The organism is Acidobacteriota bacterium (assembly GCA_016196065.1).
Lineage (GTDB): Bacteria > Acidobacteriota > Terriglobia > Terriglobales > Acidobacteriaceae > Acidiflorens.
Genome location: JACPYL010000010.1, coordinates 1,110,876 through 1,128,894, shown reverse-complemented (window position 1 = coordinate 1,128,894; position 18,019 = coordinate 1,110,876). Strand labels below are relative to the sequence as shown.

The window sequence follows — 18,019 nt, the reverse complement described above, 5'->3', positions numbered from 1 at the left end:
GGGTATCCAGGGATGCGAATGACTGCCTTAACTAACTGATTCTACATGAGTTGCGCGATACTTTTTCTATGTCCACCGGTTACTTTGGATGCTGGGCAAAAAGTGGACAAGTTTTTCCATCGCGTGGAACTGACGTGGGACGATCCGAGGGCAATTTTGCCTAGGAATTCGACTTCGAGCGTCCCCATCCAAGCTCGGACAACGACATACCCAGACTGATTTCCCTTACGGTTACGCACGGTATGGAAGCCCTCGTGCGGCCAAACTGTAAGATAGGGATACCAGTGTCCTCGGGATCGCAAAACAAGCTGGCGAGAGTGTCTCAGATGAGCTGGGACGAAATTCGCACGCGCGTGGAGCAGGAAATCCATAAGCGCAGCGAACTTGCCCTCTGTCGAATCGGCAGGCATCCGGCAATAAAAATTGGGGCGGCGTCTCGACACGGAGAGTTCTTTTTTTCAACCGGCAGAGCCCAGGAACGTGCGGACCTGGTCCGGGTTCATATGCCCGCGGCAGCGCTGGAAATTCTTCATCAGGCTGACAACATCCGACGTCACCATTTTCACTTGCTCGGATACGAAGGTCTCGACTATGGCGCCGAAATCGACTGGCACTTGGATCGTGTTCACGAGAAACGCGCGCCACTCGATCCCTGGTACAAGATTCCGTTTCTTGATTTCGCTGTAGTCGGCGACCACAAAGTTACATGGGAATTGAATCGTCACCAGCATCTGGTCACACTGGCAAAGGCATGGCTGTTCAGTCACGACGAAAAATATATCCGTGAGATCGTCGTGCAATGGCGCAGTTGGATGAAGGCGAATCCCTACCCACTCGGCATCAACTGGGGCAGTTCTCTGGAAGTGGCGTTCCGAGCCCTGTCGTGGATCTGGGTGGACGCCATGTTGGCAGGGGCTCCGGGTCACGCGGAGTTTCATGCTGAGTTGCTTCCCGCGCTCGCGTTGCACGGACGCTATATCGAACGCTATCTATCGACATATTTCTCGCCGAACACGCATCTCATCGGCGAAGCAGTGGCGTTATTTTTCCTCGGAACACTCTATCCCCAGATTGCGGTGGCATCGCGTTGGCAACGCAGCGGGTGGAAGATTTCGCAGGAGGAAGCGCAGCGGCAGGTTCGTGCGGATGGCGTGTACTTCGAGCAGTCACTGCACTATCACGTCTATGCGGCGGACTTTTTCCTGTATGCACGCATACTTGCGTCGAGGAACGGAATCGACATCCCTGCGCAATACGACTCGACCCTGGGCAAGATGCTTGCCGTCGTTCAAGCTCTTTCGCAAGCCGGTCCGCCGGAAGGGTTCGGGGACGACGATGGCGGCAGGTTGTTCGATTCTCGCCGCAATCGTACCGAGTATATGACCGATCCTTTGGCGATCGGATCTTTGCTCTACCGCGATCAAAACCTCTCGGCTGCCAGTCTGACAGAAGAGTCCATCTGGTTATTCGGACAGGAAGCGGTTGACGGCCTCGGCATCCATCGAGGCGCGCAGGCTCCGGTCTCGGCTGCATTTCGCGACGGCGGCGTCTATATCCTCGGAGATGCACAACCGTTTGCGCAGGAAATCGTCGTCGATGCGGGTCCGCAAGGGGTTGGCCGTTCCGGACACGGCCATGCCGATGCACTCAGCATGCGGCTTACGATGAATGGCCGCCGCTGGCTGGTCGATGCGGGCAGTGGCGTTTACATTTCGGCCGACATCGCAGACCGTAACGCATTCCGTCAAACCGCCGCGCACAACACGATGCGCGTGGATGGAGTGGATCAGGCCCAACCCGAGGGCCCGTTCGCTTGGACAGCCATTCCTGAGACGCGCCTCGATCGATGGACAGATGGAAAGACTTTCAGTTACTTCGCGGGTAGCCACGAAGGGTATGCTCGCCTGGCTGATCCCGTGACGCATTGCCGCTATATCGTCAAGATCAAGGGAGGACCCACCCTGGTTCGCGACCTGGCGCTCGGCCAGCAAGAGCACGATCTGGAAATCTTGTGGCACGTTGCTCCCGGCTTGGACGCTCGTGCCTCTGGAACAGACAGGATTACGATTTCGGATTCGCGCAAGGACGGGACGGTACGTACCGGGCTTGATCTGATCGTGCCTCAAGAAACATCCTGGCAGATGGAAATAACGCGAGGACTTATCTCGCCGGCATATGGGAAATATGAATCAGTGCCCCTGGTGCGCGCGTATTCTCGCTTGCGCCTGCCTGCGGAAGTCGCCACATGCCTGCGCACTCACGCTGGCGCGGCGCGGGAAGACTGCCATCTGGTCAGCATGCGCCAGTCAGCGGTGCAGGTTTACGAAATGACCGAAGGAGAAGCAAATCATGGCTTCTTCTTCGCACTTGATAAACGCCCATGGAATTGCGGTCCGTGGTTTTCGGACGCCGAATTCCTCTATTGCCGGATCTCATCGGAAAAACTGGCTCATCTTGTGGTGGTCGGTGGAACCTATGTCGGGTGGCAGGGCCAGGAATTGCTCAAGGCCCCGGGACCATCTGCGTTTTTCGAGTGGCGCAAGCAGGACCAGTTGTTGCATGCTGAACCAGATCAGTTTTCAGCCACACCACTCTTTTACGAATTGACGGGTAGTGTAAAGCCGTCAGACGAGTCGAACATTTCCTCGAGCTACGCGGAGAAACCCTGAATGTGCGGGATCGCTGGCCTTCTTGAATTCGAACGAGATACCCGAGCCGACCCCGCGGCTTTACGTGCGATGTGCCAAATCATGGCGCACCGCGGACCGGACGACGACGGTTTCCATATGGACGGCCCTGTCGGCATTGGCATGCGGCGGCTGAGTATTGTTGACCTCGCAACCGGGCACCAACCGATCTCAAACGAAACGGCCTCGGCGACGATCGTCTTCAACGGCGAAATCTACAATCACCTCGCACTGCGTGAACAGCTCGTCGCGCGTGGACATTCTTATCGCACGCATAGCGATACAGAAACCATCATTCATCTTTACGAAGAATATGGCCCGGATTGCGTGCAGCATTTACGGGGCATGTTCGCCTTTGCCATCTGGGATCGCAATAAGAAGACATTGCTCATCGCGCGCGATCGCCTGGGCATCAAACCGCTCTACTACCACCTGACTCCCCAACGATTGCTGTTTGGTTCCGAAATCAAAGTCCTGTTGGCGCCCGGCACTATCCGTCCGGAGTTCGACCGTACGGCGCTGCCTGAATTTCTAGCCTTCGGATATCTGTCCGGCGAAAACACGTTCTACTCTGGCATCGAAAAGCTCATGCCGGGCCACACCATGGAAATCGGCTTGGATGCCCAGCCGAAAATTCGGCAATACTGGGATCTGGATGTATCGTCCACGCATGAGTCGCGAGACGAAAGCCACTACGTAAAGAACTACCGCGAACTGCTTGAAGGCGCCGTCAGCAGTCACTTGATGAGCGATGTGCCGCTGGGAGTCTTTCTAAGCGGCGGCTTGGACTCAAGCGCCGTAGCGGCCTTGATGACGAAAACCCGTCGTGAACCGATTGAGACGTTCTCGGTGGGATACGGTGAACAAACGTATAGCGAATTACCTTTTGCGAGAATCGTTGCGGACCATATCAAGTCGCAACACCGCGAAGTCGTCGTTACTGAACAGGACTTCTTTAATTCTCTCCCACACCTGATCTGGCACGAAGACGAACCCGTCGTATGGCCTTCCAGTGTGTCGTTGTATTTCGTTGCGAAACTGGCACGTGAAAGAGTGACCGTCGTTCTCACCGGCGAAGGCAGTGACGAAACACTTGCTGGATATAGCCGCTATGCTTTCACACTGAAAAATGCCGCCATGGATCGCTACTACCGCGGCATTGTCCCCGCAGGCCTGCGACGTGGCCTTCGCAATACGCTTGCAACTTCATCTCTTTTTGGCGCCACGGTCCGACGAAAACTGGACCACACTTTCCTCGCAAAGGACGGCGCTGCCTGGGCGTCTTTCTATTTCGATAACTTTTTCTCCGCCTTCGGCGAAACCGAACAATCGCAACTACTGACCAAAGAATTTGCGAGCGAATTCGCGCCCAACACCGCCTACAAGAGCGTGCTCGGCTATTGGGAGCATTCGAGTGGCGAACTGCTGCAACGATTGCTCTACACGGATATCAAGACCTATCTCGTCGAACTGCTTATGAAACAGGACAACATGAGCATGGCAGCGTCGATCGAGAGCCGGGTTCCCTTCCTCGATCATGTGCTGGTGGAATATGCCACCCGCATCCCGCGCGAAGTGCAGATCAAGGGACTGGCGGGAAAGACGATCCTGAAGAAGGCCATGGAAGATATTCTCCCGCACTCGATCATCTATCGCCCCAAACTCGGATTCCCGACTCCGTGGAGCGGATGGCTTGCAGGGCCGCGGCTGGAGACGATTCGCGCGATGTTACTGGAACCGCGCAGCCTCGACCGTGGATTTTTTCGTCGAGACGCAATCAACCTCTTGTTCGACGAACACCGCGACAAGCATCGCGACAACTATGACCGCATCTGGCGTTTGCTGAACCTCGAGATGTGGCACAGGGTGTGCCTGGAAGGCGAGCCCCACGCTGAAATCGGGTCGCCCGAGATGCGGTTAGTTTCTACGAAGTAGAAATATCATGAGGAGACGAAGCAAGCCGCGTCTCTACAGCGACACTAATCTTCGATATACCGCGACCCACTGATCACGCACCGCATCCCACGTGTACTTGCGTGACTCCTGATACGCGTTCTGCGCCAAGCGCGTGGCCAATGCAGGATCCTGTAGTAGGCGGATCACGTTTGCTGCCAAAGCCTTCTCGTCTCCCACCGCGGACAACAGCCCAGTCCGCTCGTGGTCGACAAAATATGGGATGGACTCTGGCGAGGTCGTAACGACCGGCGTGCCGGATCCAAAGCCTTCGATGATCGACACCGGCATGTTGTCCACGCGAGAGGCGTTGATGAAGATGTCCGCATCGTCGTAGTGCTTGCCGATCTGTAGACGAGAGGCTACGCCCGTAAACGTAACGCCGGTCAGTTTCAAATCCGCGACCAACTGCCGGATCTCCGCCTCGAGCGGACCGCCTCCGACCAGATCAAGGCGCGCCTGCGGATACATTTTCTGCACTTCGGCAAATGCCCGTACCACCACATCGACACAGTAATACGGAGAGAAACCCCGCGTGCAAACTAGATGCGGCCGAAGAGGATTGCGCTCGCGGTAACGAAATTGTGAAAGGTCCACAAGATTAGGGACGACAACGGCCTTGAGTCCAAACTCTTGAAAAACATCCACCAGATAGCCGGAAGGAGCCACGATGGCATCCGTACGGGCGAGTACAAACTTTCCTGACCGGAATCTCTGCAGATGATCGCGCGCTTCGCCGCTGCGATAGTTGATGAGCGACTTCTTCCCACGCAACTTGGCAACCAGCCATGCCGGCGCTGGGGCCAGCAAGAACGACCAATACGATGCCGAAAAGATGTGGGCGACGTCGACGTCTTTCAGTCCCCGCCAAAGGTGTAAGAAATAGATTGGCTCCCGCAGGACCGTTCGCAGGCCGGGGATCGCTTCCGCCCATCGCAGCCAAGCCGGCAGAGGAGGATCGACGCCGATGAATGTAACATCCACATCCGGGTCTCCCTCCCACAAGCGCATAAGCAGATCGGCCTGTACGGCCTGGCCACCGACGTAGCGCAAACTTGGCGCCACGATTGCGACTATCAGCTTTCTGCCTGAACCTGGTTTCATTGAGGTCGTCATGCCTTCGACAACCTCCGCAACTTCTTCTCCAGGAGCGTTGTGTAGAGTTCCTGATAGCGATCCCGTACCTGCTCGAGAGCAAAGTTCTGTTCCACGAACTGGCGCGCATTACGGCCCATGTGTTCGCGAAGCTGTGCCTGAGTCAGCAAACGCACGACTGCATCCGCAAAACTATTTTCGTCCCCGGCCGCAATCAGCGCTCCCCGCTGTTCGTCAATCAATTCCGGATTTCCGCCACCCTGATACGCAACAACAGGCAATCCCGCAGCCATCGCCTCCAGGATTACGTTGGAGAGGCTCTCGGAGTCCGATGTCAGTACGGCCACATCCATGGCTGCATGCACGGCGGTGATGTCGCGCCGGTCTCCCAGAAAGATCACGGCGTTACCCAGACCGAGATCCCGCGCCTCGCGTTCCAGATCCTGCCGCAAGGGGCCATCACCGGCTAGCAGGAATTCGGTCGTTGGCACTTGTTGCCGGACTCGAGCGGCGATCCGGAGAAATCCTGAATGATTCTTGTAGCCGGCGTTCATCCTGGCGACCATGCCCACGCGCAACACGCCCGGCTTGGGCGGCAACACCGGCGACACCTTGGCAAATACTTCCGCAGGCAGCGCGTTACCCACAACAAAAAGCTTCTCGCGAGAAATTCCGGTTTCAGCCAGAGTCTCAGCGGCCGCGTGCGAATTGCAGATGACCGCATCGCACCAGCGAAACACCGCTGCCTGTGCGCGAAATTGCCGCGGAGTGAGCAAGTCTCCGATCTGCCGATGGCTGCCAATCACCACCGGAACCCGCGCCAACCGAGCAGCAGGAACCAGCGTGAGATTGGTATAGAAATCAAATGCGTGGGCAATTTGTATGTCGTTGCTCGCGAGATGGCGGCGCAGGCGCAGACGCGTCAGGAGCGACTTCCATCCGAAGAGGCTGCCGCCCAGGCGAAACTCCGGCACCGGCCCAAACAAATCGGCAAACGGACCGGAACGGCGAATACATCCGATGTGCAGGTGAAATTGTTCAGGCTGGAGATTCTGCGCCAGAACCGAGAACTGGCGCTCCGATCCACCCGTCTCGAACGTATTCGTCATCAGGAAAAGATCGACGGGAGACTTTACGCGCGATTTCGGATTTATGCTGGCGGCATCGCTGGTTGCCACCCGGTCATTCTCCCGCCGGGGCAGATGCCAGAACTGGAGCAGGGTTTGGCACTCGCCGGCGCGAGTCTGCGACTACTGGAAGCGTAAACAACCCAGCCGGGCGAACGAACTTCTCGAGAAAATTCCGATGCCACAACTCGAACATCAGCAAGCGCCACAGACGTCCCGTCATGGTACGGCCACGAAGCAGATGATCGTCCATGAGCTTCCGCACACCGTCGGCGACAAAATATCCGCGGTCGAGCGTGCGAGGCTCAAGCAGGATCATGAGCATGTCCTTGAGTTCGTTTCGCATCCAGTGTACGAGAGGCAGCGAGAATCCCTGCTTTTGCCGGTAGAGCACTTCGCGCGGCACTCCGACGCGCTCCGCGAGCTTGCGCAAAATGTATTTCTGTTTATTGCCGCGCAACTTCCAATCTACGGTAAGGCTGGTCGCGTACTCCACAAATTCGTGATCGAGAATCGGCACGCGCACTTCCAGCGAATTCAGCATGCTCATGCGGTCGACCTTAGTCAGGATGTCCGCTACCATGTAGGTTTTGGTGTCGACATAGAGAAGCTGGCTGACGGGATCCTTGGCCGGCGACTTCGCGAAGTAGCGGCGCAAAACATTCGCAGGGTCATCGCTGCGTCGGAGAATCGCACGGAAGTCTTCCGAGAGCAGCGGCGTGTCGCGTTCGAATGCGGGCACGAAAGACAGTCCGTCGACATAGCGTTCCTGCCATGGCAGCGAAATGTTGTAGCTGAACTTTCGCCCTTGCATGCTGTTGGGCAAGCGCGGAAAAATCTGATCGCGGTAGAACGTGCGGGCCCACTCGGGAACGTGTTCGAAAATGCGCCGGCTGGCGTGGACGCTATAGCGATCGTATCCAGCAAATATCTCATCGCCGCCGTCGCCGGATAGTGCAACCGTCACATGCTGGCGCGCCATTTGTGAGACGTAATACGTAGGCAACATGGAGGAATCGCCGAAGGGCTCTTCCAGCGAACTCGTAAGATGTTCCACCGTGTTGACGACATCCGGTTCCAGGATCATCTCGTGATGGTCGGTACCGAATTTGCGGGCAACGATACGAGCGTAGTCCGCCTCGTTGAAATCATCTTTCTTGAAGCCGATCGAAAATGTCTTGACCGGACCGGAACTGGCCTTCGCCATCATGGCCACGACGGTCGACGAATCTGTTCCACCACTGAGAAATGCGCCCAGCGGCACGTCGGAAATCAGACGAATCTTGGTCGCTTCAAACAGCCGCCGTTCCAATTCTTCCAGGCACTCTTCTTCGCTCTTGGGCGAGTGCGTACCGTATTCCGGCAGCTCCCAGTATTGCCTGACGCGGACTTCGCCATTTTCAAATTCCAACAAGTGTCCGGGTGGCAATTTCTGAATGCCGGTGAAGGCCGTGATCGGATCTGGAACATAGCCGTAGTACAGATATTCCAACAGGCCCTGGGAATTCACTTCGGCCAACTCCGGCGCCACTGCCAGAATGGATTTGATCTCCGAGGCCCAATAAAGTTTGCCGTTGTGCAGCGCGTAGTGCAGGGGCTTTTTGCCTAGCCGGTCACGCGCAAGGACCAGCTTTCGTTTGTGCTTGTCATAGATGGCAAGCCCGAACATGCCGCGCAGTTTCTGGACGCAGTCCGCTCCCATCTCTTCGTAGAGGTGGATGATGACTTCGGTATCACTCTTTGTGTAGAAGTGATGCCCTCGCTTCTCCAGTTCGGGCCGGAGTTCAAGAAAATTGAAAATCTCGCCGTTGAAGACTATCCACGAACTGCGGTCTTCGTTGAACACGGGCTGATGCCCGCCAGAAAGGTCGATGATGCTGAGACGCCGCATGCCCAGCCCGGCACCATCCGCGACATAGATGCCTTCGTCATCCGGTCCGCGGTGCACGATCTGGTCGCACATATGGCGGACTAGAGCTTCGCTGATGTCACTCTCTCGAGTTGCGCTTACGACTCCGGCGATTCCACACATGTCTTACGTTATCCTTTCACCGCTACCGTGGGTGCCCACTTCTCCGACGCTTTGGCCGCCGTCACAATCTGCTTAAAGCGATAGTCGCGATACTCGCCCGGATCACCGCTCTTGCCGTCACAAGCCGCGAGAATCATGTTGGTCATTTCGCGCGCGGTCGCAAAGTGCAGAGTTTCTTTCCGGTCCGCGGCACCTTCTACAAGTTGCTGAAGGAAAGTGCGAAATGTATTTCCGACTACCGCATCTTTCTGCGTGGGATCCATGCCATGGCAGTGCACCTTGATGAAGATCCAATCCGGACGCCCCTGCACCGTGATGTGAGCACGCTTCCACAGCGCCAGCCGATCCAGGCTCATTGGATTTCGACCAGTCACAGCACTGGTTTCCAGCAATCGGCCAGGAGAGCGCAGGCCTCTCTTCCAGTCCGTCATGATCGCTCCCTGCACGATCAATGGAAATGTCCGTGGCGTCTCTCCCGAACGCAGGTCATAACCTTTGCGATGCGGAGCTGCCTGATCCAGCGGCAATCCACATTCGTACAGCGAGTTGATCTTTGCCGTCTGCGCGTAGTGGTAGAGTCCCGTCGGCAGAGTGAAATCAGCGTAGCACCCCGTCTCGGCGAGAATCTTCATCTCGGAATCGACACCACAGAATCGCCCGCCGGCAGAATTGGCTAGCGCGAAATTTCCGTGCACAAACGCGTAGCGTGGCGCATCGGAACCTTCCTCGACTGAAAGACAGCCATGGCGCTCAACCAGGCGGTCGCGGAAATCGCTCAACATATTCCGCGTGTTTTCGGCAGTATCCGGCTCGGCAATGCCATGGTGCAAGTGAACTTCAACTTCGCCCCAGCCAGCGTGGCAATGGTCGGCCAGCATCTGGAGCAATCCTTCGTCATATTGTTCCGCGGGATAAAAGTATGTGTGCACGAACGGCCGACCATCGTCGTCGCGCCAGCGGTCTACCGCTTCGGGATATTCCCGGCTCCAGGATTCCAACCGCCGCTCTTGCTCGGATCGCGGAGCCCGCTTCATGCCATCGTCGGGAACAATGGCCGGCTCGAAGTGGTCGGCCATCGTAATCACAAGATGCACGTTTCCGCGCGGAGCAGCACGTAGCGCCCGCCAGGTTGCGCCGGGCAGTACCTTGCTACCGTATACGAGTTTTTTCCTGAGGCTCATTGCAAAGCTCAGCCCCGCTGCAAAGGCTTACGGCCACGCACGGCGATCGCAAACTCTCCGATATGCATATCTTCCATACCCATCGCTTCATACCAGCGAAACACCTGTTCGTAGGTATGTTTGGATTGGTAGCGCGGAGAATACCAGTCAAACGTATCGAGCATGCGGGCTTCCGGATCTTTCTGACGATTGACCGGGAACACGTGATGCAACGCGCCCGCTGCTGGCTTCCCCACCAGCGGAACATGCCGCAACGCTTGCTCCGTGTGGTAGAAGACCGGAACCGCAACTTTCAAAATGCCGTGCAGCGTCTGCGGTTTCATTTTGTGCGTGTACCGTCTCCAGAAGTCGCTGAAGCGATACCACTTGTTGTATCCGCTATAGAGCCATACAGCCAGAGTTCCGCCCGGCTTCAAGTATTTTTCCAGCGCTTTCACCGCCGCTTCGCAATCGGGCGTGTGATGAAGAACGCCGACGCTGTAGATGATGTCGAAACTCTCAGGCGCGAAGGGCAGTGAAAATACGTCCGCCTGAAAGGCAACGAAGTCGCGGTCAGCGAGGTTCTTGGCGGCAACTTCGGCAGCCGCGCTGAGGTCGATGCCGACCACGCGCGCTCGCCAACGAGTAGCAACTTCGGCGAAACGCCCCATGCCGCAACCCACATCGAGAACCAGCTTGCCTTTCAATTCTTCCGGGCGCAGCGCAGTCTTGATGCGGAAGTGACGATCCGATTCCCGAACCTCGTCGTGATCGAGCTGGGTCTTCTGATAGCGATGCCATTGAAAACCAAAGCTGGCGGCATAGTGTTGTGCATCCACAAAACGTGCGATTCCCTGCACGCGCGGATAGGCACGCTTGCAAGCCGGACAATGGTAGCCTCCGGCCTGATCGTTATCCAGTTGTGAACCGCAGCTCAGGCAACGCAGAATCGCCTGCAAGTCAGCGGACAGGGGTGACTGCACCTGTTCTTCCGTAGTTGGCATAGGGCTCCAAAAAATTTCTCGGCTTGTTCGGCGGCGGTGGCGCTGCCGGGCCGGGTTGTGCTTCCTGCTCGCGTTCCTTCACGGTTTGCAGCAATGTTGCAGTGAATGCCACGGCAAAATAGGGGAAGAACTGATACGCCTCGGGCGCAAACAGAGCTCCGACGACGAATCCAATGAGCGAACTGTGAAGCGCTCCGACAAACAGCACAATGTCGGCATCGAGCTTCTTATCCTTGAGAAGAATTTGCAGGTTCTTAAATCCGCGCCCGAAAAACATCAGATACAGAATCAGGCAGGGGATGCCGCCCTCCACGCAGATCTGGAGGTACGTCATATGCACTTCGTGCCAGATCCCGGAGTAGGTGACGAAGTTGTTCACCCCGAGTCCAAGGATCGGATAGTGCTCAATCCCGTTCAGCGCGCGCAACATCAGGTATTTGCGATCTTCGTACGATCCGTAGGCCGACTGCTCGGTGGAACTGCTTCCTGAAAGCGCCGTGAAACGGTCATAGAGTTTGCCGCCGACAGAGGCCGCCAACACGACACCCACAACTGCTGTTCCCACAATCAGGGAAGGCCGTTTCCCGCGAATTCCGAAGTGCCACAGAGTTACGGTTCCGCAAATTACAAGATCGATGAAACCCGCGCGGGAGGCAGTGAGAAACAATGCTGCCAGCATACAAAGCATGCCACCCACCCAGATCAGCTTCACGAACTTGCTCTTGGCACTGACAAAGAACGCAAGTGCGAACGGAAGAGAGAGCACAATCGCGAACGCCAGATCGTTGGGGTTCGAGTAAATGCCGCCCAGAACGCCTTCCAGACGCGGCGTGTCACGCCCCTTGATGATGGAAATAATGCAGATTGCCACTACCGAAGATGCCTGGATAAAAATAATCCGGCGCAAACGATCGAAGGTGGTGATCAGAAGAAAAGTGAGCGCCCAAGCGACGAAGACTTTCGAGATATCGATGGTGCGGGAGATCGCGCCACCCCTCCAGATCGGAGACAGAAGCCCGCTGACGTAGAGCAGGCCGATCATAGCCAGGAGGTAGTTCCCTTCTTTCGGCAGATCCTTGAAAGTTCTTTTCGTGCGTCCCAGGCTGGAGAACAGTCCCCACATTGCCAGGATAGCCGTGATTTTTGCCAGTGGTGCGTATTTGAAACCTGGGATCCAGTCTCCGGGACGTGCGCAGTACACGAAAAAGAAGGCGGCCAGCCAGAAGAACGCACCCTTGGTAGCATCGACAACTGGCGCGATCCGTCGCCGGCCCAGTACGTCCGTCGCTGCTGCTGTTGCGTTGTCGCCGATTGCCACAATCCCTCTTTTCTCTAAAACCGCTGCTTCGTCCGTACTCTAGGCCATCCGTACTGGCATGGCTCCGTGCTTCGCACTTTTCTGTTGCACTACTGACTGCAACACTTGCTGAAAGCGTTCGCCGATCGCCGGCCAGTCGCAGCGGGCAGCTGTTTCTGCTGCTGCGCATTCATAGCGCCGGCGCAGTTCGCGATCGCGTAACAACATGATCACGGCCTGGGCGAAAGAGCTGGGATCATCCGCCAGCATGATGTCGTGCCCATGTGTGACATCGAGGCCTTCCGCACCGACCGTTGTCGAAACGACCGCCTTGCCGGTCGCCATCGCTTCGTAGATCTTCAAGCGCGTTCCGCCACCGATCCTCAGGGGCACAATCACCACGGCAGATTGATGGAGATATTCGACAACCGAAGGCACCCGTCCCGTGACCTCGATGGACTCTCCCATCCATTTTTTCACTCGCCGGTCGGGATTGCGGCCAACAATGCGAAGCCGCGCTTCAGGAACGTCCTTCTTGATTGCGGGCCAGATTTCACTGGCGAAATATTCCACGCCGTCAACATTCGGCTCCCAATCCATCGCACCGACAAACGTAACTACGGGTCCCGGCTCGCACTCCTCGACGTTCGGCCGGTACTGACCCAGATCCACACCGGTCGGAACAACGGTTACCCGGTCTCCGTCCACCCAACGCGTCATGAGTGCCCGATCGCTTTCGGAAACAGCAACGACATGATGGAACTTGCGGACGACAATCCGCTCATAGCGCTCCATCTTCCCGACCTCCATGCTATACATCATTTTCTTTACCGGATTTCCGGCCGTGTCCGCATGCCGCCGCCAGATTTCACTTTCCACATTGTGCTGAAACAGAACGCACGGGATATTCAATCGTCCCGGGAAATTCACGGCAGCATCCAGGAAGTCGCACACCGCCACATCAAATCGTTGTTCGCGAAACCAGGAGCGCATCTGGTCTTGCACTTTGAAACTGGCAAATCGGCTCACGGCATACGGCGGTTGCGAATTCAGATGGGCGAGATAGTCCAATCCGCGGGAAACCCCCGAAAGATCACGCTTGCCTGTACAGACCGCAACCGACCCTGGCAGGCACTCCTGCAACGCACGCTCGTAGGAGGGATCCACGGCCCCACCGTAGTATGAGTAGAACGTGAGTGAATGATTGGCCGATAGATGCCGCAAGATGTGGTACGTGCGGATGTTACCGCCGTTTTCGACGGGCAACAGCTTGTCGGCTTTGACCCAGAGAATCCTCATAGCAGTCAGCGCGCCCAAACCGCCTTTCGGCCCATCACAAAATTGACAAAAGCCACCATTGCCGCGGTGTTCAACACCACAAAGGTGCGCGCTGCATCGGCGATGCGCGATAAGGGACCAACCTTCAACCCGAGCATTGCTATTAGGCTGAGTGCATAAAACCCCAGCTGCGTGGCCAGCGCCGCGCGATACCAGGGCTGCGGCAAAAAGAAGGAGGCGACCAGCAGTGCAACCAGGGCAAAGGGTACTGTAAGCCGGGAGAGTTTATGGCTGATGAATTCGAAGCGGATCGGATCCTTGGAACTCAGCAGCCAGGGAGCCAGTTGCAGCAACTGATAGTTCCCGCTGAGAGTGCGTACCTTGCGGGAAAATTCGCGGCTTCCACCCAAATCCGGCGAGTCCCAGGCACGGGCACGCGAATCGAAAATCACACGGGAGCCTGCGCGCACCACCTGCATCGGGATTAGCACATCGTCGAGAATCGTTCCAGCGGGCAGAGCTTCGAACAAATCGCGCCGCGCACAATAAATCGCACCGGTGGCTCCGACAACGGATCCCGAGGCTGACTCCATCTCGCGAATCTTCTTTTCGATGCGCCAATAGAGTCCCATACCCTGTCCCGTCTCTCCGCTTGCCGGATCTCCCAGCATCAATTCACCGCTCGCACAGCCAACTGCCGGATCGGCAAAATTCTCGACCAGCAACCGTAAAGCAGCAGGCTCGATCGTTTGCCGCGCATCGGTGAATAACAAGATGTCCCCACTCGCCAACTTGATGGCGTCGTTCAAGCCCCGGGCTTTACCCTCCGACTCCGGCTTCAAAAACGTTCTAACCCGGACATTGTCTCCAAACTGTTTCAATATCGCTGTCGTTTGGTCGCTCGACCCATCGGAGACAACCACGACTTCCAGTTTGCTGGCCGGGTATTCCAGCGTCAGCAGATTCTCCATCTTGCGCGCGAGCACCGCTTCTTCATTTCGTACCACCATCACCGCCGATACCGAGGGCTCGGTCATCCCGCGGCGCACCGGGCGTGGCGACCATTTGCTGCGCAACCACAACCAGGCCGCATACCCGATGTAGGAGTAGACGATGCCCGTTGCCGAGATCCAGAATACCCATTTCATTGCGCGCCCCGGCGCAACAGGACGGTTTTAACGGTCTGGAACATGATCAACAGGTCCAAACCGATGGATGCATTCTTTATGTAGAACAGGTCATACTGAAGTTTTTCCAGTGAGTCCTGCACCGTGCTGCCGTACTTGTATTTGATCTGCGCCCAACCGGTAAGGCCGGGCCGCACCATGTGGCGCACGCCGTAAAAGGGAATTTCTTTCGTCAACGATTCGACGAACTCGGGGCGCTCCGGTCGTGGCCCAACAAACGCCATGTCGCCCTTGAGCACACACCACAACTGCGGAATCTCGTCGAGTCGCGAGGACCGCATGAACCTGCCGACGCGGGTAACACGTGGGTCGTTTGCGCCCGCCCACTGCGGGCCGCCGGCTTCCGCATCCTGGCGCATGGTTCGGAATTTAATGACGTGGAACGTTCTTCCGCCTTTGCCAACGCGCCGCTGCTTATAGAACGCCGGCCCGGGAGAATCCAGTTTGATGATCAGCCATAAAATCGGCCACAGCGGCGCACTCGCGATCAGTCCAATCAGAGAGATCACAATCGAAACCACACGCCGCGCGAAAATGAAGGTGGAGCCGCGCCGGAAGCCGTCAGCAAAGATGAGCCAGCTGGGATAAAGATTTTCAACTTCGATCTTGCCCGACATTTTTTCCAGCCAAGAGGTTGCTTCTTCGATCTGGACGCCTCGCATGCGGAGATCGAGCAACTCGCGCATCGGGATCGTGCCCCGGCGATCCGGCATCGCGACAATCACGCGATGCACTTTTTGCCGATTGACAACTTCCATCAGGTGGGCGGCCACCGATTCGCGGGTCACTGCGCCTTCCAGTTTTCCCGTCCAGCTCGCGATCTCGACTCCCAGTTCCGGATTCTGCCGCAGGCCTTGCACCAGGCGCTGTGCACGATCGCCCGTTCCCAAAACGTAAATGCGCTCCACCAGAATCGGCAATTGCACGAGCCAGCTAAAGCCCAGCCGCCAGCCGATCAACGCGATGGTCAGGATGAGCAATCCCAACTCAGATGCGCCATTCCCCAGCAGGTAGCTGGGATGGACATAGCTGACCGCAGCCAACAGGAAGGAGAGAATGCCGGGCACCAGCAACAGGCGGAAGAAGAGTTCTCCCTTGGTAGAGAGGCGGGCGGTATCGTACAGGTCAAACCAATAGGAACACAGCAGCACCAGCGCTGTGACTGCGAATATTTTTAAGTAGCCATATTCGTAGTTCAGCACCAGGTAGCTGTCGTCCCGGAGTTCGACCACTGCGCCTAAAAGGAGCGAGGTCCATACAATCAGGGCCTCTCCTCCTAAGAGGATCAGGGTGCGAACCGGGTAATAGACTTTGAAGAGTCTGATCACCAATTCCCTCGGTTCGTCTTAAACGTGGCTCGTCACTGCGTCGCCATAGTAGTACCGCGACTGCGGGAGCTGATCGGCGGGAATACCGTTGAGCACAACACCGAGCAGCAGCTTGTCCTGAAATTCCTCGCGCGCTTTACGGGCAAGATCGGAAGGCGTGGAATTCGAGCGCACCACCATCAGCACGCCTTCGCAGAAGTTCGCTAAGAGTGTTGAGTCGGCGACCGGGATCACGGGAGGAGTATCGATGATGATCCAGTCGAACAGCGGTTCGACGCGCTGCATAAGCAGCTTCAAACGGCCATTCGCGAGCAGTTCCGGCGCACCGGATGCCTGTTTTCCCGCGGGGATGAAGAACAGGTTTTCCATCGGCCCACGCTGCATGACGGCAAATTCGTCACACTCACCGAGCAAATAGTCGGACAGTCCCGGCGTCTGGCTCGCACCCAGATGGCGATGCATGCCCGGACTGCGAAGGTCAGCGTCGACCAGCAGAACGCGGCGACCGTGCTGACGCACGATGACCTGCGCCAGGTTGGCGGCAACGAATGATTTGCCTTCTTTCGGCAGCGCGCTCGTCACCATGATCCGCTTCAGCGGCATCTTCTCGCGAATCTGATAGAGACGCGATCGCAGAGTACGGAATTCTTCCGCGCCCCGCCGATTCTCGTCGTCCTGGAAGAACAGCATGGTGCGTTCATCCGGATTCCATTTGGAAAGCGGACAACGCGCCAGCAGGGTTTCATAACTGAAACCCGAGGACGGCATCACCGCGGTTTGCGTGTGCGCGTGCTCCGGCATGTTGACCGGCTGCAGTTCAGGCTGCGCCAGGGTCGGCTCGACGGATCCCCCCATTGAAGTTGCACGTTCCTGTTCGGCGCGTTTCAAAGCGTCATGGATGCGGCTCATAATTTCCTCTCTTTGGGGAGATCTTGTTCGGATTGACGGATTTTGTCAGCGAGCGTTGCCAACGTACGAAGTGCTTCTACCAAATCAAATCTTTCAGCAGATGTCGACGGCACAACCGGAGTGACTGCCCCGGCGCTGATACCGTCGCTCAAATCGAAATCCTTGGCGACTGCGTCCACGATTTCCGCGGACACCGTTTTCTTCTGATCGACGAACGCACTGACCAGGCAGTGTTCGCAGAGCAGGTTGATGACACGGGGAACGCCGAGAGAGTAGCGAAATAGTGCGGCCACCGCTTCCGGCTCAAATATCGAATCGCCGTTCGATCCAGCGATCCGCAAGCGCTGGTTGATGTAGAGCTTGGTCTCTTCGAGATTGAAAGGATGCGTTTTGGCGCGCAAAGTGAGTCTCTGCCGCAATTGGCGCAACTGAGGCTGCTTCAGGCGTTGTTCCAATTCCGGCTGTCCTACCAGGACGATTTGCAGCAGCTTCTCGGTGAAGGTTTCCAGATTTGTGAGCATCCGGATTTCTTCAAGCACTTCATCCGACAGGTTCTGTGCTTCGTCGACGATCAGCACCGCAGTTTCGCCCGCTCGATAGCGATCGAGCAGCCAGTTATAGAGACGCTGCAATACCTGGCTCTTCGATTTCGAATCGCACGGGATGGCAAAATCGGCCATCATGAAATCCAGGAACTGCGAGGTGTCCAGCCGCGAGTTGAAGATGAACGCCGTCGCCACTTGCTGCAGACGCAACCACTCCAGCAACTTGTTGATCAGCGTCGTCTTGCCGGTACCCACCTCGCCCGTCAGCAACACAAAGCCCTTGCGGCTCTGAATGCCGTAGGTGAGACACGCCAGCGCTTCTTCCGTATGCCGCGTCAAATACAGATAACGCGGGTCCGGATTCACGTTGAACGGGTTGGCTCGAAGCCCAAAAAACTCTTTATACATACGTTTGCC

General features: G+C 56.8%; 13 protein-coding genes. 2 read left to right on the top strand and 11 right to left on the bottom strand.

Going from position 1 to position 18,019, the window contains the following annotated elements:
• The first annotated feature begins 326 nt into the window (after positions 1-326).
• Together HY010_07975 and asnB (HY010_07970) are read left to right on the top strand one after the other, a co-directional pair.
• The gene (locus tag HY010_07975) at positions 327-2,669 is read left to right on the top strand and encodes an alginate lyase family protein (GenBank protein MBI3475657.1); all 2,343 of its coding nucleotides are present in this window, start codon (positions 327-329) and stop codon (positions 2,667-2,669) included.
• Complete coding sequence (asnB, locus tag HY010_07970; GenBank protein ID MBI3475656.1) at positions 2,670-4,622, top strand: asparagine synthase (glutamine-hydrolyzing); 1,953 nt, start codon at positions 2,670-2,672, stop codon at positions 4,620-4,622.
• Between the two features lie 33 nt (positions 4,623-4,655).
• Here asnB (HY010_07970) and HY010_07965 read toward each other — a convergent pair whose 3' ends face one another.
• Genes HY010_07965 through HY010_07915 form a run of 11 tightly spaced genes read right to left on the bottom strand, consistent with a single transcriptional unit; the run spans position 4,656 to position 18,010 of the window.
• The gene (locus HY010_07965; GenBank protein ID MBI3475655.1) at positions 4,656-5,756 is read right to left on the bottom strand and encodes a glycosyltransferase family 4 protein; all 1,101 of its coding nucleotides are present in this window, start codon (positions 5,754-5,756) and stop codon (positions 4,656-4,658) included.
• Positions 5,753-6,913 (bottom strand): glycosyltransferase, encoded by a 1,161-nt coding sequence (locus HY010_07960; GenBank protein ID MBI3475654.1) that lies wholly within the window; start codon positions 6,911-6,913, stop codon positions 5,753-5,755. Before HY010_07960 ends, HY010_07965 begins: the two co-directional genes overlap by 4 nt.
• Before the next feature lie 4 nt (positions 6,914-6,917).
• Positions 6,918-8,894 (bottom strand): asparagine synthase (glutamine-hydrolyzing), encoded by a 1,977-nt coding sequence (asnB, locus tag HY010_07955; GenBank protein MBI3475653.1) that lies wholly within the window; start codon positions 8,892-8,894, stop codon positions 6,918-6,920.
• A gap of 8 nt (positions 8,895-8,902) precedes the next feature.
• The gene (locus HY010_07950; GenBank protein MBI3475652.1) at positions 8,903-10,075 is read right to left on the bottom strand and encodes a hypothetical protein; all 1,173 of its coding nucleotides are present in this window, start codon (positions 10,073-10,075) and stop codon (positions 8,903-8,905) included.
• Between the two features lie 8 nt (positions 10,076-10,083).
• Complete coding sequence (locus HY010_07945; protein MBI3475651.1) at positions 10,084-11,058, bottom strand: class I SAM-dependent methyltransferase; 975 nt, start codon at positions 11,056-11,058, stop codon at positions 10,084-10,086.
• The gene (locus HY010_07940; protein MBI3475650.1) at positions 11,015-12,376 is read right to left on the bottom strand and encodes an O-antigen ligase family protein; all 1,362 of its coding nucleotides are present in this window, start codon (positions 12,374-12,376) and stop codon (positions 11,015-11,017) included. Before HY010_07940 ends, HY010_07945 begins: the two co-directional genes overlap by 44 nt.
• Positions 12,377-12,415: 39 nt before the next feature.
• Positions 12,416-13,654, bottom strand: a complete 1,239-nt coding sequence (locus HY010_07935; GenBank protein MBI3475649.1) for a glycosyltransferase — start codon at positions 13,652-13,654, stop codon at positions 12,416-12,418.
• Between the two features lie 5 nt (positions 13,655-13,659).
• Positions 13,660-14,781: a glycosyltransferase family 2 protein gene (locus tag HY010_07930; protein ID MBI3475648.1), complete on the bottom strand. Its 1,122-nt coding sequence runs from the start codon at positions 14,779-14,781 to the stop codon at positions 13,660-13,662.
• The gene (locus HY010_07925) at positions 14,778-16,148 is read right to left on the bottom strand and encodes a TIGR03013 family PEP-CTERM/XrtA system glycosyltransferase (GenBank protein MBI3475647.1); all 1,371 of its coding nucleotides are present in this window, start codon (positions 16,146-16,148) and stop codon (positions 14,778-14,780) included. The genes HY010_07930 and HY010_07925 overlap by 4 nt, the downstream gene beginning before the upstream one ends.
• Positions 16,149-16,166: 18 nt before the next feature.
• Positions 16,167-17,057 carry a CpsD/CapB family tyrosine-protein kinase gene (locus HY010_07920; GenBank protein ID MBI3475646.1) on the bottom strand — a complete coding sequence of 297 codons (891 nt, stop codon included), beginning with the start codon at positions 17,055-17,057 and terminating at the stop codon, positions 16,167-16,169.
• Positions 17,054-18,010, bottom strand: coding sequence for an AAA family ATPase (locus HY010_07915; GenBank protein ID MBI3475645.1), 957 nt, complete (start codon positions 18,008-18,010; stop codon positions 17,054-17,056). The genes HY010_07920 and HY010_07915 overlap by 4 nt, the downstream gene beginning before the upstream one ends.
• Positions 18,011-18,019 lie beyond the last annotated feature (9 nt).